Annotated in this window: 21 protein-coding genes and 1 tRNA gene; 19 read left to right on the top strand and 3 right to left on the bottom strand. The window is 59.0% G+C overall.

Annotated elements, in window-relative coordinates; translation table 11 throughout:
* The first annotated feature begins 16 nt into the window (after positions 1 to 16).
* On the top strand, positions 17 to 1,246 hold the full coding sequence (locus QMX93_RS14085) for a multifunctional CCA addition/repair protein (protein ID WP_282356603.1): 1,230 nt from the start codon (positions 17 to 19) through the stop codon (positions 1,244 to 1,246).
* Positions 1,247 to 1,330: 84 nt separating this feature from the next.
* Here the strand turns inward: QMX93_RS14085 and folK are convergent, their stop codons facing one another.
* A complete protein-coding gene (gene folK, locus QMX93_RS14090; protein ID WP_282356605.1) occupies positions 1,331 to 1,849 on the bottom strand; it encodes a 2-amino-4-hydroxy-6-hydroxymethyldihydropteridine diphosphokinase in 519 nt (172 codons plus the stop codon).
* The gene (gene folB, locus QMX93_RS14095) at positions 1,840 to 2,196 is read right to left on the bottom strand and encodes a dihydroneopterin aldolase (protein WP_158953239.1); all 357 of its coding nucleotides are present in this window, start codon (positions 2,194 to 2,196) and stop codon (positions 1,840 to 1,842) included. The genes folK and folB overlap by 10 nt, the downstream gene beginning before the upstream one ends.
* A 74-nt stretch (positions 2,197 to 2,270) precedes the next feature.
* Here folB and plsY point away from each other — a divergent pair, with 74 nt between their 5' ends.
* Complete coding sequence (gene plsY, locus QMX93_RS14100; RefSeq protein ID WP_053124414.1) at positions 2,271 to 2,840, top strand: glycerol-3-phosphate 1-O-acyltransferase PlsY; 570 nt, start codon at positions 2,271 to 2,273, stop codon at positions 2,838 to 2,840.
* Between the two features lie 23 nt (positions 2,841 to 2,863).
* On the opposite strand, the gene tsaD is transcribed toward plsY, so the two are convergent.
* Positions 2,864 to 3,889 (bottom strand): tRNA (adenosine(37)-N6)-threonylcarbamoyltransferase complex transferase subunit TsaD, encoded by a 1,026-nt coding sequence (gene tsaD, locus QMX93_RS14105; RefSeq protein WP_053124416.1) that lies wholly within the window; start codon positions 3,887 to 3,889, stop codon positions 2,864 to 2,866.
* 199 nt (positions 3,890 to 4,088) lie between these two features.
* Here tsaD and rpsU point away from each other — a divergent pair, with 199 nt between their 5' ends.
* The 17 genes from rpsU to QMX93_RS14190 all read left to right on the top strand — a co-directional run bounded on the left by rpsU (position 4,089) and on the right by QMX93_RS14190 (position 25,135).
* Entirely contained in the window at positions 4,089 to 4,304 is a 216-nt protein-coding gene (gene rpsU, locus QMX93_RS14110) for a 30S ribosomal protein S21 (RefSeq protein ID WP_002551877.1), read from the top strand.
* A gap of 485 nt (positions 4,305 to 4,789) precedes the next feature.
* Positions 4,790 to 6,754, top strand: a complete 1,965-nt coding sequence (dnaG, locus tag QMX93_RS14115) for a DNA primase (RefSeq protein ID WP_053124418.1) — start codon at positions 4,790 to 4,792, stop codon at positions 6,752 to 6,754.
* A gap of 67 nt (positions 6,755 to 6,821) precedes the next feature.
* Complete coding sequence (gene rpoD, locus QMX93_RS14120) at positions 6,822 to 8,666, top strand: RNA polymerase sigma factor RpoD (RefSeq protein WP_053124420.1); 1,845 nt, start codon at positions 6,822 to 6,824, stop codon at positions 8,664 to 8,666.
* Between the two features lie 126 nt (positions 8,667 to 8,792).
* A complete protein-coding gene (locus QMX93_RS14125; RefSeq protein ID WP_282356611.1) occupies positions 8,793 to 12,539 on the top strand; it encodes a bifunctional diguanylate cyclase/phosphodiesterase in 3,747 nt (1,248 codons plus the stop codon).
* Between the two features lie 15 nt (positions 12,540 to 12,554).
* Positions 12,555 to 12,631, top strand: a tRNA-Ile gene (locus QMX93_RS14130).
* A 403-nt stretch (positions 12,632 to 13,034) separates the two neighbouring features.
* Positions 13,035 to 13,337 carry a DUF3077 domain-containing protein gene (locus QMX93_RS14135; protein ID WP_282356612.1) on the top strand — a complete coding sequence of 101 codons (303 nt, stop codon included), beginning with the start codon at positions 13,035 to 13,037 and terminating at the stop codon, positions 13,335 to 13,337.
* Positions 13,338 to 13,483: 146 nt separating this feature from the next.
* On the top strand, positions 13,484 to 13,924 hold the full coding sequence (locus QMX93_RS14140) for a hypothetical protein (protein WP_349016353.1): 441 nt from the start codon (positions 13,484 to 13,486) through the stop codon (positions 13,922 to 13,924).
* 298 nt (positions 13,925 to 14,222) lie between these two features.
* Entirely contained in the window at positions 14,223 to 14,684 is a 462-nt protein-coding gene (locus QMX93_RS14145) for an Lrp/AsnC family transcriptional regulator (RefSeq protein ID WP_282356614.1), read from the top strand.
* Between the two features lie 222 nt (positions 14,685 to 14,906).
* Positions 14,907 to 16,589 carry an NAD(P)/FAD-dependent oxidoreductase gene (locus QMX93_RS14150; RefSeq protein ID WP_282356615.1) on the top strand — a complete coding sequence of 561 codons (1,683 nt, stop codon included), beginning with the start codon at positions 14,907 to 14,909 and terminating at the stop codon, positions 16,587 to 16,589.
* Positions 16,590 to 16,601: 12 nt separating this feature from the next.
* A complete protein-coding gene (locus tag QMX93_RS14155; RefSeq protein WP_282356616.1) occupies positions 16,602 to 17,396 on the top strand; it encodes a carbon-nitrogen hydrolase family protein in 795 nt (264 codons plus the stop codon).
* A gap of 38 nt (positions 17,397 to 17,434) precedes the next feature.
* Entirely contained in the window at positions 17,435 to 19,849 is a 2,415-nt protein-coding gene (gene pqqF / locus QMX93_RS14160; RefSeq protein WP_282356617.1) for a pyrroloquinoline quinone biosynthesis protein PqqF, read from the top strand.
* A gap of 156 nt (positions 19,850 to 20,005) precedes the next feature.
* On the top strand, positions 20,006 to 20,080 hold the full coding sequence (gene pqqA / locus QMX93_RS14165; RefSeq protein ID WP_003422658.1) for a pyrroloquinoline quinone precursor peptide PqqA: 75 nt from the start codon (positions 20,006 to 20,008) through the stop codon (positions 20,078 to 20,080).
* Between the two features lie 81 nt (positions 20,081 to 20,161).
* Positions 20,162 to 21,073: a pyrroloquinoline quinone biosynthesis protein PqqB gene (gene pqqB / locus QMX93_RS14170; RefSeq protein ID WP_053124431.1), complete on the top strand. Its 912-nt coding sequence runs from the start codon at positions 20,162 to 20,164 to the stop codon at positions 21,071 to 21,073.
* A 128-nt stretch (positions 21,074 to 21,201) separates the two neighbouring features.
* Complete coding sequence (gene pqqC / locus QMX93_RS14175) at positions 21,202 to 21,954, top strand: pyrroloquinoline-quinone synthase PqqC (RefSeq protein WP_282356619.1); 753 nt, start codon at positions 21,202 to 21,204, stop codon at positions 21,952 to 21,954.
* Positions 21,951 to 22,226 (top strand): pyrroloquinoline quinone biosynthesis peptide chaperone PqqD, encoded by a 276-nt coding sequence (pqqD, locus tag QMX93_RS14180; RefSeq protein ID WP_007910068.1) that lies wholly within the window; start codon positions 21,951 to 21,953, stop codon positions 22,224 to 22,226. Before pqqC ends, pqqD begins: the two co-directional genes overlap by 4 nt.
* A complete protein-coding gene (gene pqqE, locus QMX93_RS14185) occupies positions 22,198 to 23,358 on the top strand; it encodes a pyrroloquinoline quinone biosynthesis protein PqqE (protein ID WP_282356620.1) in 1,161 nt (386 codons plus the stop codon). The genes pqqD and pqqE overlap by 29 nt, the downstream gene beginning before the upstream one ends.
* On the top strand, positions 23,324 to 25,135 hold the full coding sequence (locus QMX93_RS14190; RefSeq protein WP_282356622.1) for a S9 family peptidase: 1,812 nt from the start codon (positions 23,324 to 23,326) through the stop codon (positions 25,133 to 25,135). The genes pqqE and QMX93_RS14190 overlap by 35 nt, the downstream gene beginning before the upstream one ends.
* The last annotated feature ends 76 nt before the right edge of the window (positions 25,136 to 25,211 follow it).

A 25,211-nucleotide genomic window follows, 5' to 3' on the forward strand; every position in this document is an offset into this window, starting at 1 on the left:
CTAACGGAGGTTTTTTATGCAGATTTTCAAGGTTGGCGGCGCGGTTCGTGATCGCTTGCTGGGCAAACCGGTTACCGATATCGATTGGGTCGTGGTCGGTGCTACCACGGAAGAAATGCTCGCCAAGGGCTATCGACCGGTCGGCGCAGATTTTCCGGTGTTTCTTCATCCGAAAAGCGGCGAGGAGTACGCCCTCGCCCGCACCGAACGTAAAAGCGGTCGCGGCTATGGTGGCTTCACCTTTCACGCCAGTCCCGAAGTGACGCTTGAAGAAGACCTGATTCGCCGCGACCTGACCATCAACGCCATCGCTGAAGACGATCAGCAAAATCTGACCGATCCATACCACGGTCAGCGCGATCTTGAAGCGCGAATCCTGCGTCACGTATCCCCGGCGTTCGCCGAAGATCCCCTGCGTGTCCTGCGTGTAGCCCGCTTCGCGGCGCGTTATGCCGGGCTCGGTTTTAGCGTTGCGCCGGAGACGCTTGAGTTAATGCGTCAACTCAGTGAGTCCGGTGAACTGGAGGCACTGACCGCTGAGCGCAGCTGGAAAGAAATCTCCCGCGCGCTGATGGAAGATCAGCCACAAGTATTCATTCAGGTGCTTCGTGATTGCGGCGCGCTGAAAGTCTTGATGCCGGAAGTGGATGCGCTGTTCGGCGTGCCGCAACCGGAAGCGCATCACCCGGAAATCGACACCGGGCTGCACACGCTCAGCGTGCTGGAGCAATCAGCGCTGCACAAACAACCGCTGACCGTACGCTGGGCCTGCCTGCTGCACGATCTTGGCAAAGGCTTGACGCCGGAAGAGGAATGGCCACGGCACATCGCCCATGAGCACACCGGGCTGAAGCTGATCAAAGCGGTCAATGAACGCTTTAAAGCGCCGAAGGATTGCCAGGAATTGGCCTTGCTGGTTGGCAAATACCACACCCATGGGCACCGGGCGCTGGAGCTGAAGGCTTCGACGTTGCTGGAGTTGTTGCAGAGTTTTGACGTGTATCGCCGGCCGCAGCGGTTTGAAGAATTTATCGCTGCGTGCGAAATGGATGCCCGGGGCCGCAAGGGGCTGGAGCAGAGAAGTTATCCACAGGCAGATTATTTGCGCGGTGCGGCGAAGGTTGCACGGGAGGTTGCGGTGCAGCCGTTGCTGGAGAAGGGATTCAAGGGTCCGGAGTTGGGTGAGGCGCTGAAGCGTGAGCGACTGAAAGCGTTGAAGGCTTACAAAGACGCGGCGACTGCGTGAAAAGCTTCGCGAGCAGGCTCGCTCCCACATTTTGGAATGCATTCCCCTGTGGGAGCGAGCCTGCTCGCGAAGGCGGCAGTCAATTCAACGCAAATCCGAAGGCGTGAGCTGCTGCCCACGCCACTCAAACCCGACCGGCGCCAACATCTGATCAATCTGCGCCTCCGCCCACAACGTCGCGAAGCTTTTTCCCACACCCGGATGCACGCGATCCGGCGCAATCAGCGACAACGGCCACAACACAAAAGCATTTTTCAGAATTTCCGCACGCGGCAACACCAGACCGTCGAAATTGCCCGCCAGATCGCCGTACAACAGCACGTCGATATCCAGCGGCAAACCCTTGCGATCCGGGGCATATCGACCGTTATCCGCCTCAATAAACTTCAAGCGACGATCCAGTTCAATCAACGGCAGATCGGTAAACGCCGACACCACAAAATTGAAGAACGGCCCGCTTTTGATCCCGACTGGCTGGCTCTCGAACACCGCCGAACAGCGGATATCCACCAGAAACGTCGCCAACGCGTCGAGACCTGCACGCAAATGGGTTTCGCGCTCGATATTGCTACCGAGCCCGAGGTAGACCTGAGTCAGCGACATCCGCGCTCGATCTCCACACCCACGCCGCCCTTGGCCGCCGGTACCGCGCCAGGCTTGGTCAGCTTCAGCCGAACCCAAGTGATGTTGAATTCACTCATCAGCACTTCAACCAGACGCTCGGCGAACGTCTCGACCAGTTGAAACTGCGCTTGCTCGGCGAAAGCCTGAATCCGTGTGGAAACGCTGGCGTAATCGAGCGCCAGAGTCAGGTCGTCACCGGCGGCGGCCGGGCGATTGTCCCAGGCGAAGCTCAGATCAAGACGCAGGCACTGGCGGATGCCGCGCTCCCAGTCGTAGGCACCGATCACGGTATCGACTTCCAGGCCCTCGATAAACACTCTGTCCAAGCACTTCTCTCCGCTGCACGACAAGGGCGCAATGCGCCGTTAGAATCAGGGCGTCCTCGCCCGGAATAGTTAGCATGTTTTGGTTACTGGCGACTCTCGCCTACCTGCTCGGCTCGCTGTCCTTCGCCATTTTGCTCAGCCGCCTGACCGGAAATCCGGATCCGCGAATGAGTGGCTCGGGTAATGCCGGCGCCACCAACATGCTCCGCCTGGTCGGTCGCAAACTGGCGATCCTGACCCTGCTGGGTGATCTGTGCAAAGGCCTGGTGCCGGTGCTGATTGCCTCGGCTGTCGGCCTTTCGCTGCAGGAGCAGGCGTGGATCGGCGTGTGTGCCGTGATCGGTCACCTGTTCCCGCTGTATTTCCGCTTCCGTGGTGGCAAAGGTGTCGCCACCGCTGCCGGCATGCTGCTGGGCCTGTATCCGCCCGCAGCGCTGCTGGCCGTGTGTGCCTGGCTGCTGACGTTCTACCTGACCCGCACCAGCTCGCTGGCGGCACTGATCGCCACGCCGCTGACCCTGCCACTGCTGGCCTGGCAAGAACCGGAGGCGCTACTGCCGATGAGCGCGCTGACACTGCTGATCGTCTGGCGCCACCGCGGCAATCTACGCGACCTGTTTGCCGGGCGCGAACGGCATTTTTAAATACCGTCCATGAGCGCCGCTCATCAAAGCGGCGACAACTGCTCCATCGGCCAACGCGCCTGCACGCTGATCGCCAGACTTTCCTGCTGACCGGCCTGCAAACGCTGACAACCGGCAAAGGCGATCATCGCGCCGTTATCGGTGCAGAACTCCGGACGCGCATAAAACACATCGCCCTTCATGTCGCCGAGCATTTTCTCCAGCGAAACGCGCAAAGCCTTGTTGGCGCTGACGCCGCCAGCGATCACCAGACGCTTCATGCCCGCCTGTTTCAGTGCGCGCTTGCACTTGATGGTCAAAGTCTCCACCACGGCCTGCTGGAACGCCAGCGCGATGTCGCAACGGGCTTGCTCGTTGTCGTCCCCGGCGCTGACGCACTGCTGCCAGGCGTTGAGCGCGGAGGTTTTCAGACCGCTGAAGCTGAATTGCAGGCCCGGGCGATCGCACATCGGACGCGGAAAGGTAAAACGTCCTGCAACGCCCTTCTCCGCCAACTTGGCGATTTCCGGCCCGCCCGGATAATTCAGGCCCATCATTTTCGCGGTTTTGTCGAATGCTTCGCCGGCAGCGTCGTCGAGCGTCTCGCCGAGCAAGGTGTATTGACCGATGCCATCGACCTGAACCAGCTGCGTATGACCGCCCGAGACCAACAAAGCGACGAACGGGAATTCCGGCGGTTTTGGCTCCAGCATCGGTGCGAGCAAATGCCCTTCCATGTGGTGCACGCCGAGCGCCGGAATGCCCCAGGCAAACGCCAGCGCCTGAGCGCAGGAAGCGCCGACCAGCAACGCGCCAACCAGTCCAGGGCCCGCGGTATAGGCGATCGCGTCGATCTCGGTGGGTACACAGTCCGCTTCGGCCAACACCTGACGAATCAAGGGCAGCATGCGTTTGACGTGGTCACGCGAGGCGAGCTCCGGCACCACACCGCCATAGGCGCGGTGCAGGTCGATCTGGCTGAACAGTGCGTCGGCCAGCAGACCGCGCTCACTGTCATATAATGCGACGCCGGTTTCGTCGCAGGAGGTTTCTAATCCCAGTACTAGCATGGGTTTGCGCCTTGTTTAGGCTGACTTCGAAGGCGCGCATAATAGTCGCCACGTGATGCCCCGACCAGCGGTTTTCGATCAGAGGCTTTGCATTCCGAGCGATGAGGGGTTAACATCCGCAACCCTTAAAAACCGACGTCTTCAAGTGCTCTTTTGCCGCGAGGATGTTGACCCCGGTAATGAATGAAGGTAGCTCTGGATGCCAGCCGTCAAAGTTAAAGAGAACGAACCCTTCGACGTAGCTCTGCGTCGTTTCAAGCGCTCCTGCGAAAAAGCCGGTGTACTGGCTGAAGTTCGTAGCCGCGAATTTTACGAGAAGCCAACTTCTGAGCGTAAGCGCAAAGCAGCAGCCGCTGTTAAGCGTCACGCCAAGAAAGTTCAGCGCGAACAGCGCCGCGCCGTTCGTCTGTACTAATACACAGACGTTCGTAGCAAGCTTCTTGCCTAAGCCCGGCTCTGAGCCGGGCTAATGGCATTTGCGTAAAACGCTTGATGCTTCAACGTCGAAGCCGCACACGCGACTAAGACGAATCTGCTTCACACGTCAGACCTGGCTCTTTTGCCAGCGGTGCACGTCTTTTCTGACGAGCCTTTCAAGGCTACTGACGAGCACACCCACTGATTCCTCTCACGACGATCAGCCCAAGGCACCTGCATGCGTGCCCGCTTTATTGAGCTATCCGAGGCCCTCAACCGGCCGTCAGCGGATTCAGCGCAACACTTTCAAATAGTCGAAGACTGATAGGTACTAACGTCAGTGGTTTTTCGGCAGATACACTTCCCGACAGCGATTACGCAGACGACACCGGTCGAGCCGCACTTTTTGCGTGCTTCAAACAACGACCCGCGTCCGGCAGCCTTACGCATCGGACTTATTGCAGCGCAGACGACGAGAATGCCATGGCCGGGCTAATTCCCCAGAGCTTCATTGACGACCTGCTGAACCGCACCGACATCGTCGATGTGGTCAGTTCGCGCGTGCAATTGAAGAAGGCCGGCAAGAACTACACCGCCTGTTGCCCGTTTCACAAAGAGAAAACCCCGTCGTTCAGCGTCAGCCCCGACAAGCAGTTCTATTACTGCTTCGGCTGCGGCGCCGGCGGTAATGCCCTCGGCTTTCTCATGGATCACGACAACCTGGATTTTCCCCAGGCCATCGAAGATCTGGCGAAAGCCGCCGGCATGGAAATCCCCCGCGAAGAAAGCGGCCGCGAGCGCAAGCCACGGCAACCGACTGATTCGCCGCTCTACCCGCTGCTCACCGCCGCTGCCGATTTTTACAAGCAGGCCCTCAAGAGCCACCCCGCGCGCAAAGCTGCCGTGGATTACCTAAAGGGTCGCGGCCTGACCGGCGAGATCGCCCGGGATTTCGGCCTCGGCTTCGCGCCGCCAGGCTGGGATAACCTGTTCAAACATTTGAGCAGCGACACCCTTCAGCAAAAAGCCATGATCGACGCCGGGCTGCTGATCGAGAACGCCGAAACCGGCAAACGCTATGACCGCTTCCGCGATCGCGTGATGTTCCCGATCCGCGACACCCGTGGCCGCATCATCGCCTTCGGTGGCCGCGTACTCGGCGACGACAAACCGAAGTACCTGAACTCCCCGGAAACCCCGGTTTTCCATAAAGGTCAGGAACTCTACGGCCTTTATGAAGCACGCAAGAACAACCGCAACCTCGACGAAATCATCGTCGTCGAAGGTTATATGGACGTCATCGCGCTCGCCCAACAAGGCCTGAAAAATGCCGTCGCTACGCTGGGCACCGCGACCAGCGAAGAACATTTGAAGCGCCTGTTTCGCGTCGTACCGAACGTGTTGTTCTGTTTCGACGGCGACCAGGCTGGCCGCAACGCCGCGTGGCGCGCACTCGAAGCAACGCTGTCGAGCCTGCAGGACGGGCGTCGCGCACGCTTTCTGTTCCTGCCCGAAGGCGAAGATCCGGATACGCTGGTTCGCGCTGAAGGCACCGATGCCTTCAAGGCGCGCATCAATCAGCACGCTCAGCCGCTGGCGGATTATTTCTTCCAGCAACTGACCGAAGAGTCTGACCCGCGTTCGCTCGAAGGCAAGGCGCACATGGCCACCCTCGCCGCACCGTTGATCGACAAAGTGCCGGGCGCCAACCTGCGCATTCTGATGCGTCAGCGCCTGACCGAAATCACCGGCCTGAGCAGCGAAACCGTCAGTCAGCTGGCGCAAAATGCGCCGCAGGAAGCGCCGCCCGCTTACGACCCGGGCATCAATTACGACGCAATGCCGGATTACAGCGACTACCATCAGCCGCAGGCACAGGACATGTATGTGCCGCAGCAGGAGTGGACGCCGAAGAAACCTGGCGCTGGCGGCAAGAAGTGGGACAAGAAGCCCTGGGATAAAAACGGCAAGCGTGGCGGCGATCGCGACCAGCAACGCCCGCGCACGCCGATTGGCGTCGAATCGCCAACCCTGACCGCCCTGCGCACACTGCTCCATCACCCGCAACTGGCCGAGCGCGTCGAAGATGCCGGGCACATTGCGGACGAGAATCAGACCAACGCCCAGCTGCTTGTGGCGCTGCTCGAAGCCGTACAGAAGAATCCCAAGCTAAACTCATTTCAGTTGATCGCGCGATGGCACGGCACTGAACAGGGTCGATTGCTCAAGGCATTGGCAGAAAAGGAGTGGTTGATTGACGGAGATAACCTTGAACAACAGTTTTTCGACACCATTACTAGCTTGTCAGCCCGCCAACGCGAGCGAAATCTTGAACAGTTACTCAGGAAAGCCCGTCAAAGCGAACTGAGTATTGAAGAGAAAAATCAACTGCGCGACCTTCTAAGTCGCAATGTTTCCGCATCAAACCCGACCTCAACTGGCGCGTGAGGTCATAGCTCAGGTATAATCCTCGGCTTGTTTTTTGCCCGCCAAGACCTTCAGTGGATAGGGTGTTATGTCCGGAAAAGCGCAACAGCAGTCTCGTATTATTGAGTTGATCAAACTGGGTCGTGAGCAGAAGTATCTGACTTACGCCGAGGTCAACGACCACCTGCCCGAGGATATTTCAGATCCAGAGCAGGTGGAAGACATCATCCGCATGATTAACGACATGGGGATCCCCGTACACGAGAGTGCTCCGGATGCGGACGCCCTTATGTTGGCCGACGCCGATACCGACGAGGCCGCTGCGGAAGAAGCAGCCGCCGCGTTGGCAGCGGTGGAGACCGATATCGGTCGCACCACTGACCCGGTGCGCATGTACATGCGTGAAATGGGTACGGTCGAGCTTCTGACTCGTGAAGGCGAAATTGAAATCGCCAAACGAATCGAAGAAGGCATCCGTGAAGTGATGAGCGCAATCGCGCACTTCCCTGGCACGGTTGACCATATTCTCTCCGAGTACACTCGTGTGACCACCGAAGGTGGCCGCCTGTCCGACGTCCTGAGCGGTTATATCGACCCGGACGACGGCATTGCGCCGCCTGCCGAGGTACCGCCGCCTGTCGAAGCGAAAGTCGCGAAAGCCGACGACGAAACCGACGACGAAGAAGCCGAATCTTCCGATGACGAAGAAGAAGCCGAAAGCGGTCCGGATCCGGTTATCGCCGCCCAGCGTTTTGGCGCGGTCGCCGACCAGATGGAAATCACCCGCAAGGCCCTGAAAAAGCACGGTCGCAGCAACAAGGCAACGATTGCCGAACTGCTGGCGCTGGCCGAGCTGTTCATGCCGATCAAACTGGTACCGAAGCAATTCGAAGGTTTGGTTGAACGTGTTCGCGGTGCCCTTGATCGTCTGCGTCAGCAAGAGCGCGCGATCATGCAACTGTGTGTACGTGATGCACGTATGCCACGCGCTGATTTCCTGCGTCAGTTCCCGGGTAACGAAGTCGACGAAAGCTGGTCCGATGCCCTGGCCAAAGGCAAGAGCAAGTATGCCGAAGCCATTGGTCGCGTACAGCCGGACATCATTCGTTGCCAGCAGAAACTGATCGCGCTGGAAACCGAAACCGGTCTGACCATCGCTGAAATCAAGGACATCAACCGTCGCATGTCGATCGGTGAGGCCAAGGCCCGCCGCGCGAAGAAAGAGATGGTTGAAGCCAACTTGCGTCTGGTGATCTCGATCGCCAAGAAGTACACCAACCGTGGCCTGCAATTCCTCGATCTGATCCAGGAAGGCAACATCGGCTTGATGAAAGCGGTAGACAAGTTCGAATACCGTCGTGGTTACAAGTTCTCGACTTATGCCACCTGGTGGATCCGTCAGGCGATCACTCGCTCGATCGCCGACCAGGCCCGCACCATCCGTATTCCGGTGCACATGATCGAGACGATCAACAAGCTCAACCGTATTTCCCGGCAGATGTTGCAGGAAATGGGTCGCGAACCGACCCCGGAAGAGCTGGGCGAACGCATGGAAATGCCTGAGGATAAAATCCGCAAGGTATTGAAGATCGCTAAAGAGCCGATCTCCATGGAAACGCCGATCGGTGATGACGAAGACTCCCATCTGGGTGACTTCATCGAAGACTCGACCATGCAGTCGCCAATCGATGTCGCCACTGTTGAGAGCCTGAAAGAAGCGACTCGCGAAGTGCTGTCCGGCCTCACTGCCCGTGAAGCCAAAGTACTGCGCATGCGTTTCGGTATCGACATGAACACCGACCACACACTCGAAGAAGTGGGCAAACAGTTTGACGTAACGCGTGAGCGGATCCGTCAGATCGAAGCCAAGGCGCTGCGCAAGCTGCGCCACCCGACGCGAAGCGAGCATCTGCGCTCCTTCCTCGACGAGTGATACCAGAACCCCCGGCCCAGGCCGGGGGTTTTGTTTTTAGGCAGATTAAATTCCTCGCACCACCCTCCCCGCTGCAGTCCGCGTCTACACTCGAAACAATCACCCCCGAGCCATAACGAGAGCGTTATGCCCAGACTGGCGCCCGTGCTTTTCGTGCTGTCACTGATGATTTGGACCGCAACGGCTAACGCGCTGACTCTGACCGATGAAGAACGTGGCTGGCTGGCGGCTCACCCGGACTTGCGCCTGGGTGTCGATGCGTCGTGGCCACCGTTTGAGTTTCGTGACGACCAGAGCCGTTATCAGGGCCTGGCGGCTGACTACATCGACGTGATTCGCCAACGTCTGGCGATCAAACTCACGCCGATTGAGCCCATCAGCTGGACAGAGGTGCTGGAGCAGGTCAAAACCGGCAAGATCGATCTGCTGCCGGGAATCATGTCCACTCCGGAACGGCAGAACTATCTGTCATTCACCCGGCCCTACCTCGACTTCCCGATTGTCATCCTCGCCCACGTCGGCGGCGCGCAACCGCGCAAGCTTGATGATCTGTACGGATTAAAAATCGCCGTGGTGGAAAACTATGCGCCGCACGAACTTCTGCGCACCCACCACCCGGATCTGAATCTGGTGGCCATGCCCAACGTCAGTTCGGCGTTGCAGGCGCTGGCGACCGACGAAGTTGACGCCGTGGTCGGCGATCTCGCCTCCAGCGTCTGGAGCCTGCGTCAGCTCAAACTCGACGGCCTCTACGTCAGCGGCGAAACCCCGTATCGCTATCAACTGGCGATGGGCGTGCCGCGCGAAAACAAGGTGCTGGTGGGGATTCTCGACAAAGTTCTCGCCGACATGAGCCCCGCCGAAATCAGCGCCATTCAGGAACACTGGGTCGGTAACGTCCTCGATCACCGGACATTCTGGTCAGACCTGCTGGTTTACGGCTTGCCCGGCCTGTTATTGCTGATGATCGTGCTGGCCGTGGTGATCCGCATCAACCGCCGCCTCAGCTCGGAAATCGCCCGGCGCATCGACCTCGAACAGGAGCTGCGCAGCAGCGAATATCACTACCGTGGGCTGGTCGAAAGTTTGTCGGCGATCGCTTGGGAAGCGCGGATGAGCGACTTCACCTACAGCTATGTGTCACCGCACGCCGAAGACTTGCTCGGTTATCCACTGTCGCATTGGCTGATTCCGGGGTTCTGGCGCAACATCATTCATCCGGCCGACCTCACTCGCGCCCAGAGTTTTTGTGATCACGAAGTACTGGCCGGGCGCGATCACAGCCTCGATTACCGGGTGATCACCGCCGACGGCCGCTGCCTGTGGGTGCGCGACATCGTCAGCCTGATCGAACACGGCCATGAGCCGGTGATGCGCGGTTTGATGATCGACATCAGCGAAACCAAGCGCACCGAAGAAGCGCTGCGTTTGTCGGAGCAAAAATTCGCCTCGGTCTTCCAGCAATGCCCGGACATTCTGGTGATTGCGCGGCTGTCCGACGGCTGTTTGCTGGAGGTCAATGAAGCCTTCGAGGAACAGATTGGACTCAAGGCCGAAGAAGTCATCGGCCAGACCGCCACGGATCTGAATATCTGGGGCATTCCCGGCGTCGGCCCCGGTTTGCTCCAGCGCTTGCAGGCCGGCAGCATCCGCAATCTGGAAATGCCCTTCCGCCGCAACAACGGCCAAGTGTTCACCGGCCTGATTTCCGCCGAACCGTTCGACCTCGACACCACGCCGGCGCTGGTGGTCGTGGTGCGCGACATTAACCAACTCAAAGAAACCCAGCAGCAATTGCAAACCTCCGAAGAGAAATTCGCCAAGGCTTTTCACGCCTCGCCGGACGGTTTGCTGCTGTCGCGGCAGAGCGATGGCCTGCTGCTGGAGGTCAACGAAGGTTTCAGCCGCATCACCGGATTCAACAGCGCGATGTCGGTGGATCGCTCGGCGCTGGATCTGGGAATCTGGGTCAACCTCAACGAGCGCAAACAGATGCTCGACCTGCTGCACCGCGACGGCTTCGTGCGTGATTTCACCTGCCATATCCGTCGTAGCGACGGGCAGATTCGTCTGTGCGAAGTGTCCAGCCGACCACTGCCGATCGGTGATGAAGACTGCATGCTGACCATCGCCCGCGACATTACTGAACGTCATCTGATGCAGGAAAAACTGCAACAGGCTGCGACCGTGTTCGAGAGCACCGCCGAAGGCGTATTGATCACCGATACCCAGCAGCACATCAGCGCAGTCAACCGCGCCTTCACGGAAATCACCGGTTACAGCGAAAGCGAAGCCCTCGGCCACACCCCGCGCCTGCTCGCCTCCGGCCTGCACGACAGCGCGTTTTATGCGGCGATGTGGCACCAGTTGACCGACGAAGGTCATTGGCAAGGCGAGATTTCCAACCGACGTAAAAACGGCGAGCTGTACCCGAGCTGGCTGACCATCAGCGCCGTGCGCAACCGCGACAAATTCATCACGCACTTTGTCGCTGTGTTTGCCGACATCTCCAGTCTCAAACACGCGCAGGCGAAACTCGATTATCAGGCGCACCACGACCCGCTCACCGGCCTGCCAAACCGCACGCTGTTCGAAAGTCGCCTGCTCTCGGCGCTGACCACACAACAGGAAAACGGTGGTCAGGGCGCCGTGCTGTTCCTCGACCTTGACCGTTTCAAACACATCAACGACAGCCTCGGCCACCCGGTCGGCGACCTGCTGCTCAAGGGCATCGCCGTGCGCCTCAAAGAGCAACTGCGCGACATCGACACCGTGGCACGGTTGGGCGGTGATGAATTCATCATCCTGCTGCCCGGCCTGCAACAGGCCAGCGACGCGGACAACATCGCCACCAAGCTGCTCAACTGTTTCGGTGCGCCGTTCCAGGCCGGCGAACACGAATTCTTCATCAGCGCCAGCATCGGCACCAGCCTCTATCCGCGCGACGGCTGCGACGTCGCCACGCTGGTAAAAAACGCCGACGCGGCGATGTACCGCTCCAAAGCCAAGGGCCGCAACCGCGTCGAAAGCTACACCCGCGACCTCACCGCGCAGGCCAGCGAGCGTATCGCGCTGGAACACGAACTGCGCCGGGCCATCGAGCGCAATGAATTGCACCTCTACTACCAGCCGAAAATCAGCCTCGATGACCATCGTCTGGTCGGTGCCGAAGCGTTGATTCGCTGGCGACACCCAACCTTTGGCGATGTGCCGCCGGAGCACTTCATTCCGTTGGCCGAAGAGAACGGCATGATTCTGCAGATCGGCGACTGGGTGCTGGAGACCGCGTGCCGGCAGATGTTCGAGTGGAATCAGGTCTACGACAGCCTCGGCCCGTTGTCGGTGAACCTTGCCGGCGCGCAACTGCGCCAGCCGAATCTGCTCGGGCGCATCGAGCAACTGCTCAACGAAAACGGCCTGATGCCGGATTTACTGCAACTGGAAATTACCGAGAATTTCATCATGAGTCAGGCCGAAGAGGCGCTGGCCGTGCTGCACCAACTCAAACACCTCGGCGTGCAACTGGCAATTGACGACTTCGGCACCGGCTATTCCTCGCTCAGCTACCTCAAACGCCTGCCACTGGACATCCTCAAAATCGACCAGTCCTTTGTTCGCGGACTGCCCGACGACCCCCACGATGCGGCGATTGTGCGCGCCATCATCGCCCTGGGCCGCAGCATGCAATTCACCGTCATCGCCGAGGGCGTGGAAACCCAGGCACAGCAACAATTCCTCGCCGCCGAGGGCTGTGAACAGATCCAGGGCTACATCGTCAGCCTGCCGCTGCCGCCGGAAGAATTCGCCGCAACGTTTCTTCGTGTAACCGTATCGGATTTTTCGGATAGCACAGCCGAGAAACCGTCGCTATAATCCGCGGCCTACTGAGGGCCTATAGCTCAGTTGGTTAGAGCAGAGGACTCATAATCCTTTGGTCCACGGTTCAAGTCCGTGTGGGCCCACCAAATTGAAAGCCGCGCTAAATGCGCGGCTTTTTCTTGGGCGAGTGGTTGGGGGTTCAGTGTTGGCGAGCGCAATGTTCGGAAGACTTCCCCGAAGGCTGTAGGCAAGTTCCGAAGCTGTGGTTTTGAGCGGTGTTGCGCCTGTTGGGCGTTGGTTTGACGGGATACTCTCGAGACGTCGCTGCTTATCAGCGGTCGGGCTTGGAAACCCGGTTAAATTAATGACAACAGTGCTCGGCCTCATGACCGCAAAGATTCAGAGCTGCGATCAAAAGTTATGACGGCTGTGCGCGGGACGTCTTCGGACGTGCCGGTTTCCTAATTTTCCGGTTTCCAACCTGCGCACAGTTGTCACCCATTCGCATGGAAACGAGTGTGGTGTCCCTTGAAAATTAGGAGCCTCACCATGACTGAAACAGACTCGACCTCAGGTTTAAAAACCATCGGCTTCACCCCTTTCATCTACTGCGCCAACCAACCCCTCTTCCATGTCAGCGCCGGCGTACCAATCGGCGATGCTCTGACACAAGCCTCCGATCTTCTCTTTCTGGTCAAAACCTTTGCTGAAGAAGCCGCTTACGACAAAGCGACCGATCGCCATGCCTGGGCTGCGCATTACTTGGCCGCAATGAGCAACGCGGTGATTGATGATGTGGTGAAGGTTCTAAGTCATCAGCCTTCTGTGGATAGAAACTACGGGCACGGTTAAACGCCTGCGCAGCCGTTCATGCGCCCCCAATTTTCGGGGTGTTCAAATTTCAATCGGGAGTGCATCAACGTTTCTCCCTCTGCGTGCGTCCGGCGACAATCACCATGGAATGGAAAGATCTGATAGTTGGCGGACGCAAATACTGCATGGCGCATTTACAGCCTTTCGAACTGAGCTATGAAGTGGCTGAGCAGCAGCTAAGCGTCAAATTCGAGTTTGGATTCCATTGTTTCACTGACGACAAAGGTCATGGTCAACCCCTCCGACACAGAGGAGAAACCCGATATTTCTGTGCAGATCGTCACCATTGCAGCAGCCAGATCGCGGATTACCTTCACAAGCGTTTTTTCAAAGGCCTCGCCGTGCCTTTCTACGTAGAAAACAGTCAGCGCTATTACTGCCTTGATTTACATGACTACGCGGTCTTTTTTTCGATCAGCAAACCGCAGAACACAACGAACCTACTCAAGCTTCGAGTCATTTCCGCCTACGAGGTCGCTGAATGGGGACGAGCGAGGTTGCCGAAGGGAAAACCACATAACGTCCGTTACATCCTGGAAATGCGTAATGCGGGGAAATCGGTTTGAGAAAAAGCAAAAAGCCCCGATGCTCGCGCATCGGGGCTTTCTGTAAATCTCAATATCGGCCTTTCCTTTCACGGTTTCCCGCTTATCCCGCTCACTGGCTAGGAGTAGCTTGCGCCACCGAAATCAACACCCTCTGCTTGCAAAGTTCCGGTCTGTGCTGACGCGCCGATGATAGCGCTTGAACCACACCAGGGCAACCGCCAAAACCAGTGCCGGCGCTAGTGTTGCCCGTGTGCCCAATCTGATTGAGCATGTACCATGCGCAACTCACCGCCCCCCACACCATGGAACCGCACCCTTGCCCGACACCCGCCCGCCCGCGCTCGATGAAATCGATCGTCAGCTAATCGCCGCCCTGCAAATCAACGCCCGCGAAAGCGTTGCCATGCTTGCCCGGCAATTGGGCATTGCGCGCACCACCGTGACTTCGCGACTGGCGCGTCTGGAGAAGACCAAAGTCATCACCGGTTACGGCGTGCGTCTGGGTCAGCGAGTGGTCGATGGCGGCTTGCAGGCCTATGTCGGGATCAAGGTGCAACCACGTTCCGGCAAAGAGGTGGTGCGTCGGTTGAGTGCGATGGCACAGGTGCAGCAGCTGTGTGCAGTGAGTGGCGAGTTTGATTATGTGGCGTGGTTGCGCACTGATTCGCCGGAGCAGCTCGATCAGTTGCTGGATCAGATTGGCGGGGTGGATGGGGTGGAGAAGACGACGACTTCGATTATTTTGAGTAGCAAGGTTGATCGGGGGCAGCCGGTTTGAGTGTTGATCATGATTTTTCGGTTGATGGATAGGACCTATTCGCGGGCAAGCCTTGCTCCTACAAGGGACAGTGTGTAGCGGATTATCGTCAGATTGATCAGGTTATTGGCAAAACGACGACACTTTGCGTCTTATTAACGTGTTCCACGCTCCCTAGAATGGCTGGCATCTTTTCCTATACTCAGACGCGCATCCCGCGTCGGGTCGCCAGCAAGGTCAGCCATGAACAAGAACAATCGCCATCCTGCAGACGGTAAGAAACCAGTCACCATTTTCGGCCCGGACTTTCCGTTCGCGTTTGACGACTGGATCGATCACCCGGCCGGTCTCGGCACTATTCCCGAGCACAATCACGGCGCAGAAGTGGCGATTGTCGGCGCGGGCATCGCTGGTCTGGTGGCGGCTTACGAGTTGATGAAACTCGGCCTGAAGCCTGTGGTTTACGAAGCTTCGAAGCTGGGTGGTCGTTTACGCTCGCAAGCCTTCAACGGCACTGACGGCATCGTCGCTGAACTCGGTGGCATGCGTTTCCCGGTGTCGTCCACCGCGTTCTATCACTACGTCGACAAGCTCGGCCTTGTGACCAAACCTTTCCCGAACCCGTTGACGCCTGCCTCCGGCAGCACGGTGATCGATCTCGAAGGCAAAACCCATTACGCACAGAAACTGGCGGATCTTCCTGCACTGTTTCAGGAAGTGGCTGACGCCTGGGCGGATGCGCTGGAGGCCGGCTCGCAGTTCGCCGACATCCAGCAAGCCATTCGCGACCGTGACGTGCCGCGCCTGAAAGAGCTGTGGAATACCTTGGTGCCGCTGTGGGACGACCGCACGTTCTATGACTTCGTCGCCACTTCCGAGGCCTTCGCCAAACTGTCGTTCCATCACCGCGAAGTGTTCGGTCAGGTTGGGTTTGGCACTGGCGGCTGGGACTCGGACTTCCCGAATTCGATGCTGGAAATCTTCCGCGTGGTGATGACCAATTGCGACGATCACCAACACCTGGTGGTCGGCGGCGTCGAGCAAGTGCCGCAAGGCATCTGGCGTCATGTGCCGGAGCGCTGCGTGCATTGGCCTGAAGGCACTAGCCTGAAATCCCTGCACCGTGGGGCGCCGCGTTCCGGCGTGAAGAAAATCGCTCATGCGCCGGATGGCCGTTTCGCGGTCACCGATAACAATGGCGACACCCGCGAATACGCCGCCGTGCTGACCACCTGCCAGAGCTGGCTGCTGACCACGCAGATCGAATGCGACGAAACCCTGTTCTCGCAAAAAATGTGGATGGCCCTCGACCGCACCCGCTACATGCAGTCGTCGAAGACTTTTGTGATGGTCGACCGGCCATTCTGGAAGGACAAAGATCCAGAAACCGGCCGCGACTTGATGAGCATGACCCTCACCGATCGCCTGACCCGTGGCACCTATCTGTTCGACAACGGTGACGACAAACCGGGCGTGATCTGCCTGTCGTATTCGTGGATGAGCGACGCACTGAAGATGCTCCCGCACCCGGTGGAGAAACGCGTAGAACTGGCGCTGAACGCACTGAAAAAGATCTACCCAAAAGTCGACATCGCCGCGCGGATCATTGGCGATCCGATCACCGTATCTTGGGAAGCCGACCCGTACTTCCTCGGTGCCTTCAAAGGCGCCCTGCCCGGCCACTATCGCTATAACCAGCGCATGTACGCGCACTTCATGCAGGACGAAATGCCGGCCGAGCAACGCGGGATTTTCATTGCCGGCGACGACGTTTCCTGGACACCGGCCTGGGTCGAAGGTGCGGTGCAAACCTCGCTCAACGCGGTGTGGGGGATCATGAAACATTTTGGCGGGTCGACACATAAAGCGAACCCGGGCCCCGGTGACGTGTTCAAAGACATCGGCCCTATCGCCCTGCCCGAGTAAAAGGAATCCCTGATGCGTGTAGCCCTTTACCAATGTCCACCGCTGCCACTGGAACCCGCCGCCAACCTGCAACGCCTGCATCAAGTGGCGATGGAGGCCAAGGGCGCCGACCTGCTGGTGCTGCCGGAGATGTTCATGACCGGCTACAACATTGGCGCCGAAGCGGTCAGCACCTTGGCCGAGGTCTACAACGGTGAATGGGCGCAGCAGATCGGGCGGATCGCCAAGGCTGCGGGTCTAGCGATTGTTTATGGCTATCCGGAACGCACCGCCGACGGGCAGATTTACAACGCCGTGCAACTGATCGATTCGCACGGCGAGCGCTTGTGCAATTACCGCAAAACGCATCTTTTCGGTGATCTGGATCGCTCGATGTTCAGCCCCGGCGACGATGATTTTCCGATCGTCGAACTCAACGGCTGGAAGCTCGGTTTCCTGATCTGCTACGACCTGGAGTTTCCGGAGAATACCCGGCGTCTGGCACTCGCCGGCGCCGAGCTGATTCTGGTGCCGACGGCGAACATGATTCCGTTCGATTTCGTCGCGGATGTCACCGTGCGTTCGCGCGCCTTCGAAAACCAGTGCTACGTGGCCTACGCCAACTATTGCGGCAGCGAAGGCGAGATCCACTATTGCGGGCAAAGCAGCCTCGCTGCACCGGATGGCAGCCGCATCGCCCAGGCCGGACTCGACGAAGCGCTGATCATCGGCGAACTCGATCGACAGTTGATGCTCGACTCCCGCGCCGCCAATCGCTACCTCAGCGACCGCCGCCCCGAGCTTTACGGCGCGCTCAACCGGCGCTAATCCGCTAGCATTGGCACTTCACTGTTCTGGAAGTGCCCATGCCTGCGCCGACTCACCCCCGCCCCCACACTGAAACCCTGGCCAACGGCTTGCGCGTGACCCTGCGTCATGTGCCCGGCCTGAAGCGCAGCGCCGCTGCACTGCGCGTGGCTGCCGGTAGCCATGACGTGCCGCTGGAGTGGCCGGGGCTGGCGCATTTTCTCGAGCATTTGCTGTTTCTCGGCACCGAGCGTTTTCCTACGGGCGAAGGGCTGATGGCCTACGTGCAAGGTCACGGTGGCCAGGTCAATGCCAGCACGCGCGAACGCACCACTGACTTTTTCTTTGAGTTGCCGACACAAGCGTTCGGCGCAGGGCTGGAGCGTCTGTCAGACATGCTCGCCACGCCGCGTATGAATCTGGACGATCAGTTGCGGGAACGGGAAGTGTTGCAGGCGGAATTTGTCGCTTGGTCGCAGGATCCTGCAGCGCAGCAGCAGTTTTCCTTGTTTGAAGGGCTACCGGCTGAGCATCCGTTGCGCGGGTTTCATGCGGGGAATCGCGACAGCCTGCAAGTTGAGCAGGCTGCGTTTCAACAAGCGCTCAAAGATTTCCATCAGCAGTTTTATCAGACGGGGCAGATGACCTTGAGTCTGGTTGGGCCGCAGAGTCTTGAAGAATTGAAAGCGCTCGCTGAGCAGTTTTCACAAGCCTTACCGGCTGGGGATAACGTTACGCAGGCGGCAACCGTGCCGCTGGCGGTAAAAAGTTATCAACAGGTCAGTGAGCGATGCGGCAATTTGCTGTTTGCGTTTGATGCCTTGCCTGAGTCGTCTGTCGAGGCTTTGGCTTTTCTTTGTCATTGGCTGAACAGCACCAAACCCGGCGGGCTGCTCGCGCATTTGCAGGCGCAAAAACTGGCAGATGGCTTGAAAGCCGCGCCGGTTTATCACTTCAACGGGCAAGCGTTGTTGCAGCTGGAATTCACCGCTCGAGCGGAATCGTTAAACGCCATTCGCGAGCAGATGCTGGATTGGCTGAGTTTCTTCGCTCAGCAGGATTGGTCGGCACTGCGCAAAGAATATGCGGCCCTGCTTGAACGTCAGCAGCAAGTCAGCGGCGCGCTGCAACGGGCGCGGCTCGACAGTGAACAATTGGAAGTCGGCCTGTCCGATAAAGGCGTTGAGGCCCTCACACAGATCCTCGGCGAAATCGGCACTGTGGATAACTTCAGCGGTCATTGGCATCTGCCCGCAGCCAATCCTTTCCTGCGCGCCAATGAACCGTTGGCCAATGCCGGATTGATTCGCGGCCAGACCAGCGCCCACCGTGGCCTGCGCACGTTTGCTCAGGATCGCTCGCGCGGTCGTCGTGAGCGTTCGCCGATGCAATTCAGCCAAGCGTTGCCGGACAACAATGATGAAGGCGCGATTTATCTGCGCTGGCAGGTTGAGGCCGCCGCCAGCGCTGATCTGCATTCGCGCTTGCAGCGCAGTCTTCAGCAAACTCAGCAGGACGCGCGCGAGGCCGGCGTCGGGCTGTCTTTCAGCGCCACTGCCAATCAATGGCTGCTGAAGCTCACCGGTTTGCAGGAGCCGATGCCCAATGTCCTCGAGCACGCGCTGAAATTTCTGACAGAGGTTGATGCCAATTCCTCGCGCAGTGCGCCAGAAACGCCGTTGATGCCCATCCGCCAATTGATAAATGCCTTACCGGAGTTTTGTCTGGAGCCTGTGCCAACGGCTGACGATGCAAAACTCCTGTGGACAACTTCTCGGTGGGACGGCCTCGCCTTGGGCCTCAATCAACAAACCCAATCAGCCATGGGCCTCGCTCTGAGCCGCATTCCCGGTACGCCGGACAACCAATTGCCTGCTCCGTCCGCGCTCGACAGCCGACGGTTATGGCGCCAGATCGACAGCGCATCCAGCGAACACGCCGTGCTGTTGTGCTGCCCGACTGCCAGTCGCAGCATTACCGACGAAGCGGCATGGCGACTGCTCGCGCTGATTGTCCAGACCTCGTTCTACCAGCGCCTGCGCGTTGAGTTAAAACTGGGTTACGCGGTATTCAGCGCCTTGCGCCAGATACACGGCCAGACTGCAATCGTGTTCGGCGTGCAATCGCCCACCGCCTCAGCGCTGGAAATACTTGGCCACGCTCAAGCATTCATCGAAGGCCTTCCTGCGTTGATCGAATCCCACGATGACACCAGTCTCAGCCAGCACCGGCAAAACCTCAGTGATCAATTCAACGACGCCAACCTGTCCGGCAAGGACGCCGCCGAATTGCTGTGGCAGGCGAAACTCGCTGGCCACTCGTCGGATTATCTTGAGCAACTGAGCGCTGCCATCAGCCAACTCGATCGCCAGACTTTGCTCACTGCTGCACAGCATTTGATCAACGCCGAGGGCGGCTACCGCTGTCTCGCCACCGATTCCGCGCCCGGCGCGCCATGGCAAGCAGCAAATTGATCGTTACCGAGGCTGCAAGGAGCTTTCTCAAAGATTCACGGGCAAACCCGGTGACATTTTGAGTAACATAGCAGCCTAACTATTTGGAACATCTTTGCGCTGCCGTGGACTATACCTATGGACAGCGCTATCCCACCCAACCCGAGGAGACACCCTATGTCCTGGACAAAACCTGCTTACACCGACCTGCGTATCGGCTTCGAAGTCACCATGTACTTCGCCAGCCGCTGAGTTCTGCTTACATAGAACTGCAGTGCAACGCCTCGGCTCGCCGGGGCGTTTTATTTTCCGCGTTGAAATGATGGAGTGTTCATGTTCGTCCAGATTCTGGGTTCGGCCGCTGGCGGCGGTTTTCCGCAGTGGAACTGCAACTGCGTCAACTGCGCAGGTTTTCGCGACGGCAGCCTGAATGCCAAGGCCCGCACCCAATCGTCCATCGCGATTTCCGATGACGGCGTGAACTGGGTGCTGTGCAACGCCTCGCCAGACATCCGCGCGCAGCTGCAAAGCTTCGCCCCGATGCAACCGGGCCGCGCCCTGCGTGACACCGGCATCAGCGCGATCATCCTGATGGACAGCCAGATCGACCACACCACCGGCCTGCTCAGCCTGCGCGAAGGCTGCCCGCATCAGGTCTGGTGCACGGACATGGTTCACGAAGACCTGAGCACCGGCTTCCCGCTGTTCAAGATGCTCACCCATTGGAACGGCGGGCTGGACTGGAACCGCATCGAACTCGACCAGAGTTTCACCGTGGCCGCATGCCCGAACCTGCGGTTCACCCCGCTGCCATTGCGTAGCGCCGCGCCGCCGTACTCGCCGCACCGCTTCGATCCGCACCCTGGCGACAACATCGGCTTGATCGTCGAAGACCTGAAGACCGGCGGCAAGCTGTTCTATGCGCCGGGTCTGGGCAAGGTCGACGCGCCGTTGCTGGAAATCATGGCGAGCAGCGATTGCCTGTTGGTCGACGGCACGATGTGGGATGACGATGAAATGCAGCGCCGTGGCGTCGGCACGCGTACTGGCCGTGAGATGGGTCATCTGGCACAGAACGGGCCTGGCGGCATGCTCGAAGTGCTGGAGCAGTTGCCTGAACAGCGCAAAGTACTTATCCACATCAACAACACCAACCCGATTCTCGACGAAGATTCGCCGGAGCGTGCTGAACTGGCGCGGCGTAATGTTGAAGTGGCGTTCGATGGCATGAGTATTGTGTTGTAACGGATGGCCCCTTCGCGAGCAAGCTCGGCTCCTACAAGGGCCAGCGTGCTTTTGTAGGAGCTGAGCTTGCTCGCGAAGGCATCCGACCAGACACCACAGAATCCAACGGTTGTTCCCGGAGAACAGACATGACTGACACGCCAATGTCCCCCACCGAATTCGAAGCAGCCCTGCGCGCCAAAGGCGCCTACTACCACATCTACCACCCGTATCACGTGGCGATGTATGAAGGCCGCGCCACCCGCGAGCAGATTCAGGGCTGGGTCGCCAACCGCTTCTACTATCAGGTGAACATCCCCCTGAAAGACGCGGCGATCCTCGCCAATTGCCCCGACCGGGAAATCCGCCGCGAGTGGATTCAGCGCCTGCTCGATCATGACGGCGCCCCCGGTGAAGACGGCGGCATCGAAGCCTGGCTGCGACTCGGTCAAGCGGTCGGTCTCGACCCGGATCAACTGCGCTCCCAGGAATTGGTATTGCCCGGCGTGCGTTTCGCCGTCGACGCCTACGTCAACTTTGCCCGCCGCGCCAGTTGGCAAGAAGCCGCCAGCAGCTCGCTGACTGAACTGTTCGCGCCGCAAATCCACCAATCGCGCCTCGACAGTTGGCCGCAGCATTACCCGTGGATCGACCCCGCCGGTTACGAATATTTCCGCACCCGCCTCGGTCAGGCACGGCGCGATGTCGAGCACGGTCTGGCGATCACGCTCGAGCACTACAAGACGCGCGAAGGCCAGGAGCGCATGCTGGAAATTCTCCAGTTCAAACTGGACATTCTTTGGAGCATGCTCGATGCCATGAGCATGGCCTACGAACTGAACCGCCCGCCGTATCACAGCGTCACCGAACAACGCGTCTGGCATAAAGGAATCACCATATGAGTTTCGATCGCAGCAAAGTCCCGACCTGGCGTCCCGGCTACCGCTTCCAGTACGAACCGGCGCAAAAAGGTCACGTGCTGCTTTACCCCGAAGGCATGATCAAACTCAACGACAGCGCCGCGCTGATCGGCGGTTTGATCGACGGCGAACGCGACGTTGCGGCGATCATTGCCAAACTCGATGAGCAGTTCCCCGGCGTGCCTGAGCTCGGTGATGACATCGAGCAATTCATGGAGGTTGCCCGTGCACAGCACTGGATCGAACTTGCCTGAGCTGCCGCCCAAGCCTGAAATCGGCCTGCCGCTGTGGCTGCTCGCCGAGCTGACCTACCGCTGCCCGCTGCAATGCCCGTACTGCTCCAATCCGCTGGATTTCGCCGAGCAGGGCAAAGAGCTGAGCACAGAACAATGGATCAAGGTGTTTCGCGAGGCGCGGGAGATGGGCGCGGCGCAACTGGGTTTTTCCGGTGGCGAGCCGCTGGTGCGTCAGGATCTCGCCGAGCTGATTCATGAAGCGCGGCAGTTGGGTTTTTACACCAACCTGATCACTTCCGGCATCGGCCTGACCGAGCAAAAAATCAGCGACTTCAAGAAGGCCGGCCTCGATCACATCCAGATCAGTTTCCAGGCCAGCGACGAGCAAGTGAACAACCTGCTCGCCGGTTCAAAAAAAGCCTTCGCGCAGAAGCTGGAAATGGCCCGCGCGGTGAAGGCCCACGGTTATCCGATGGTGCTGAATTTCGTCACCCATCGGCACAACATCGACAAGATCGACCGCATCATCGAGCTGTGCATCGCGCTGGAAGCCGACTTCGTCGAGCTCGCCACTTGCCAGTTCTATGGTTGGGCGCAGCTCAATCGTGTCGGCCTGTTACCGACCAAGGAACAACTGGTGCGTGCCGAGCGCATCACCAACGAATACCGGGCAAAACTGGAAGCTGAAGGGCATCCGTGCAAGCTGATTTTCGTCACCCCGGATTACTACGAAGAACGCCCGAAAGCCTGCATGAACGGTTGGGGCAGCATCTTTCTGACGGTCACGCCGGACGGCACCGCCCTGCCCTGCCACGGCGCCCGGCAGATGCCGGTGCAATTTCCCAATGTGCGCGATCACAGCATGCAACACATCTGGTACGACTCGTTCGGCTTCAACCGCTTCCGTGGTTACGACTGGATGCCCGAGCCGTGCCGCTCCTGCGACGAGAAAGAAAAAGACTTCGGCGGCTGCCGCTGCCAGGCATTCATGCTCACCGGTGATGCGAGCAATGCCGACCCGGTGTGCAGCAAGTCCGAACATCACGGCGTGATTCTCAAGGCCCGCGAAGAAGCCGAGACCGCCACCCAAACCATCGAACAACTGGCCTTCCGCAATGAACGAAACTCACGCCTCATCGCCAAGGGCTGAGCCATTCAGCGCCTCGCAAGCCGTCGCTGCCGGCATGGACTTCGCCGAGTTGCAACTCGGCGCCAATGGTCTGTTCTGGAATGAATATCGCCCGGAAGATGCCGCGTGCCGGATCTGGCATTGGTGCGATGGCGTGGCGAAATGTCTGACGCCGGATGGCTTCAGCGTACGCAGTCGCGTGTACGAATATGGCGGTGGTGCGTTTTGTCTGACGCCGGACGGGGTGGTTTTCGTCGCTGAGGCGGATCAGCAGTTGTACCGGCAGACGCTGGATGGAGCGCCTGAGGCGCTGACCTCGGGTGATTGTCGTTACGGCGATCTGCATTTTGCCGATGGCCAGGTGCTGGCGGTGGAAGAACTGCGCGATCAGCATCGGTTGGTGGCAATTGATCTGGCTGACGGCGCGCGGCGTTTATTGGTTGAGGGCGCGGATTTTTATGCTGCGCCCACTATCAGCCCGGATGGCCAGCGTTTAGCGTGGGTCGAGTGGAGCCGGCCGCATCAGCCGTGGACGTCGACGCGGTTGATGGTGGCTGAACGCTTGGCTGACGGCGCCTTTGGTTCGCCGCGCTGCGTTGCTGGCGATGAGGTTGAAGAGTCCATTCAACAGCCACGATTTGATGCTGAAGGTCGGCTGTATTGCCTGACCGATCGCGGTGGATTCTGGCAGCCTTGGGCCGAGACTTCTGACGGTTTGGCGCCACTGCCTGCCGCGCCGGCCGATCATGCCCCGGCGCCTTGGCAGTTGGGCGGCTGCACCTGGTTGCCTGTAGAAAATTCGGTTTTAGCCAGTTGGAGTGAAGGTGGTTTTGGTCGCCTGACTTTGGGCGATGAAGATTACACCGGCGACTACAGCCGCTTCCGTCACCTGGCTTTGGACATGCAGTTTATTTACTGCATCGCCGCCTCGCCGATCAGCCCTGCGGCGGTCATCACCATTGATCGTGCAACGCGTGAAGTGCAAGTGCTGGCCGGTGGCGTCGCGCCTTTGCCTGCCGAACGCATCAGCCGTCCGCAAACGTTGCGTTACCCGAGTGGAATGGGTGAGGCGCACGGGTTCTTTTATCCAGCCATGAGCGGTGAGGTGAAACCGCCGTTGGTGGTGTTCATTCACGGCGGCCCGACGTCGGCTTGCTACCCGATGCTCGACCCGCGCATTCAATACTGGACACAACGCGGCTTCGCCGTCGCCGATCTCAACTATCGCGGCAGCAGCGGTTATGGTCGGGAATATCGTCAGGCGTTGCATCTGAGCTGGGGTGAGGTGGATGTCGAGGATGCTTGCGCGGTCGTCGCGTATCTTGCCGAACAAGGCTTGATTGACGGCGAACGGGCGTTCATTCGTGGTGGCAGCGCAGGCGGTTACACCACGTTGTGTGCGCTGGCGTTTAAGCAGGTGTTCCGCACTGGCGCCAGCCTCTACGGCGTCAGCGACCCGGTGGCGTTGGCTCGGGCGACGCATAAGTTCGAAGGCGATTATCTGGACTGGCTCATTGGCGATCCCGAAAAAGACGCCGAACGCTACGCCGCCCGTACACCGTTGTTGCACGCAAACAACATCCGCGTGCCGGTGATTTTCTTTCAGGGTGAACTGGACGCGGTGGTTGTCCCGCAACAAACCCGCGACATGGTCACGGCACTGGAGCAGAACGGAATCCCGGTCGAAGCCCATTACTACCCCGACGAACGCCACGGCTTCCGCCGCGCGGCCAATCAGGCACATGCGCTGGAGCAGGAGTGGAAATTCTATCGGCGAGTGATGGGATTAACAGAGTGAAACCTACCCTGTAGGAGCTGCGGCACGCTGCGATCTTTTGATCCTGATCCTCAAATCAAAATCAAAAGATCGCAGC

Origin of the sequence: Pseudomonas sp. PS01303, from assembly GCF_029959385.1 — a bacterium.
Classification (GTDB): domain Bacteria; phylum Pseudomonadota; class Gammaproteobacteria; order Pseudomonadales; family Pseudomonadaceae; genus Aquipseudomonas; species Aquipseudomonas rustica.

What these genes read in the sequence shown, in the direction of transcription:
- QMX93_RS14085 (WP_282356603.1), top strand. Translation starts at nt 17, where the DNA reads ATGCAGATTTTCAAGGTTGGCGGCGCGGTTCGTGATCGCTTGCTGGGC.
- folK (WP_282356605.1), bottom strand. Translation starts at nt 1,849, where the DNA reads ATGTCGCTGACTCAGGTCTACCTCGGGCTCGGTAGCAATATCGAGCGC.
- plsY (WP_053124414.1), top strand. Translation starts at nt 2,271, where the DNA reads ATGTTTTGGTTACTGGCGACTCTCGCCTACCTGCTCGGCTCGCTGTCC.
- tsaD (WP_053124416.1), bottom strand. Translation starts at nt 3,889, where the DNA reads ATGCTAGTACTGGGATTAGAAACCTCCTGCGACGAAACCGGCGTCGCA.
- rpsU (WP_002551877.1), top strand. Translation starts at nt 4,089, where the DNA reads ATGCCAGCCGTCAAAGTTAAAGAGAACGAACCCTTCGACGTAGCTCTG.
- dnaG (WP_053124418.1), top strand. Translation starts at nt 4,790, where the DNA reads ATGGCCGGGCTAATTCCCCAGAGCTTCATTGACGACCTGCTGAACCGC.
- rpoD (WP_053124420.1), top strand. Translation starts at nt 6,822, where the DNA reads ATGTCCGGAAAAGCGCAACAGCAGTCTCGTATTATTGAGTTGATCAAA.
- QMX93_RS14125 (WP_282356611.1), top strand. Translation starts at nt 8,793, where the DNA reads ATGCCCAGACTGGCGCCCGTGCTTTTCGTGCTGTCACTGATGATTTGG.
- QMX93_RS14135 (WP_282356612.1), top strand. Translation starts at nt 13,035, where the DNA reads ATGACTGAAACAGACTCGACCTCAGGTTTAAAAACCATCGGCTTCACC.
- QMX93_RS14140 (WP_349016353.1), top strand. Translation starts at nt 13,484, where the DNA reads ATGGCGCATTTACAGCCTTTCGAACTGAGCTATGAAGTGGCTGAGCAG.
- QMX93_RS14150 (WP_282356615.1), top strand. Translation starts at nt 14,907, where the DNA reads ATGAACAAGAACAATCGCCATCCTGCAGACGGTAAGAAACCAGTCACC.
- QMX93_RS14155 (WP_282356616.1), top strand. Translation starts at nt 16,602, where the DNA reads ATGCGTGTAGCCCTTTACCAATGTCCACCGCTGCCACTGGAACCCGCC.
- pqqF (WP_282356617.1), top strand. Translation starts at nt 17,435, where the DNA reads ATGCCTGCGCCGACTCACCCCCGCCCCCACACTGAAACCCTGGCCAAC.
- pqqB (WP_053124431.1), top strand. Translation starts at nt 20,162, where the DNA reads ATGTTCGTCCAGATTCTGGGTTCGGCCGCTGGCGGCGGTTTTCCGCAG.
- pqqC (WP_282356619.1), top strand. Translation starts at nt 21,202, where the DNA reads ATGACTGACACGCCAATGTCCCCCACCGAATTCGAAGCAGCCCTGCGC.
- pqqD (WP_007910068.1), top strand. Translation starts at nt 21,951, where the DNA reads ATGAGTTTCGATCGCAGCAAAGTCCCGACCTGGCGTCCCGGCTACCGC.
- QMX93_RS14190 (WP_282356622.1), top strand. Translation starts at nt 23,324, where the DNA reads ATGAACGAAACTCACGCCTCATCGCCAAGGGCTGAGCCATTCAGCGCC.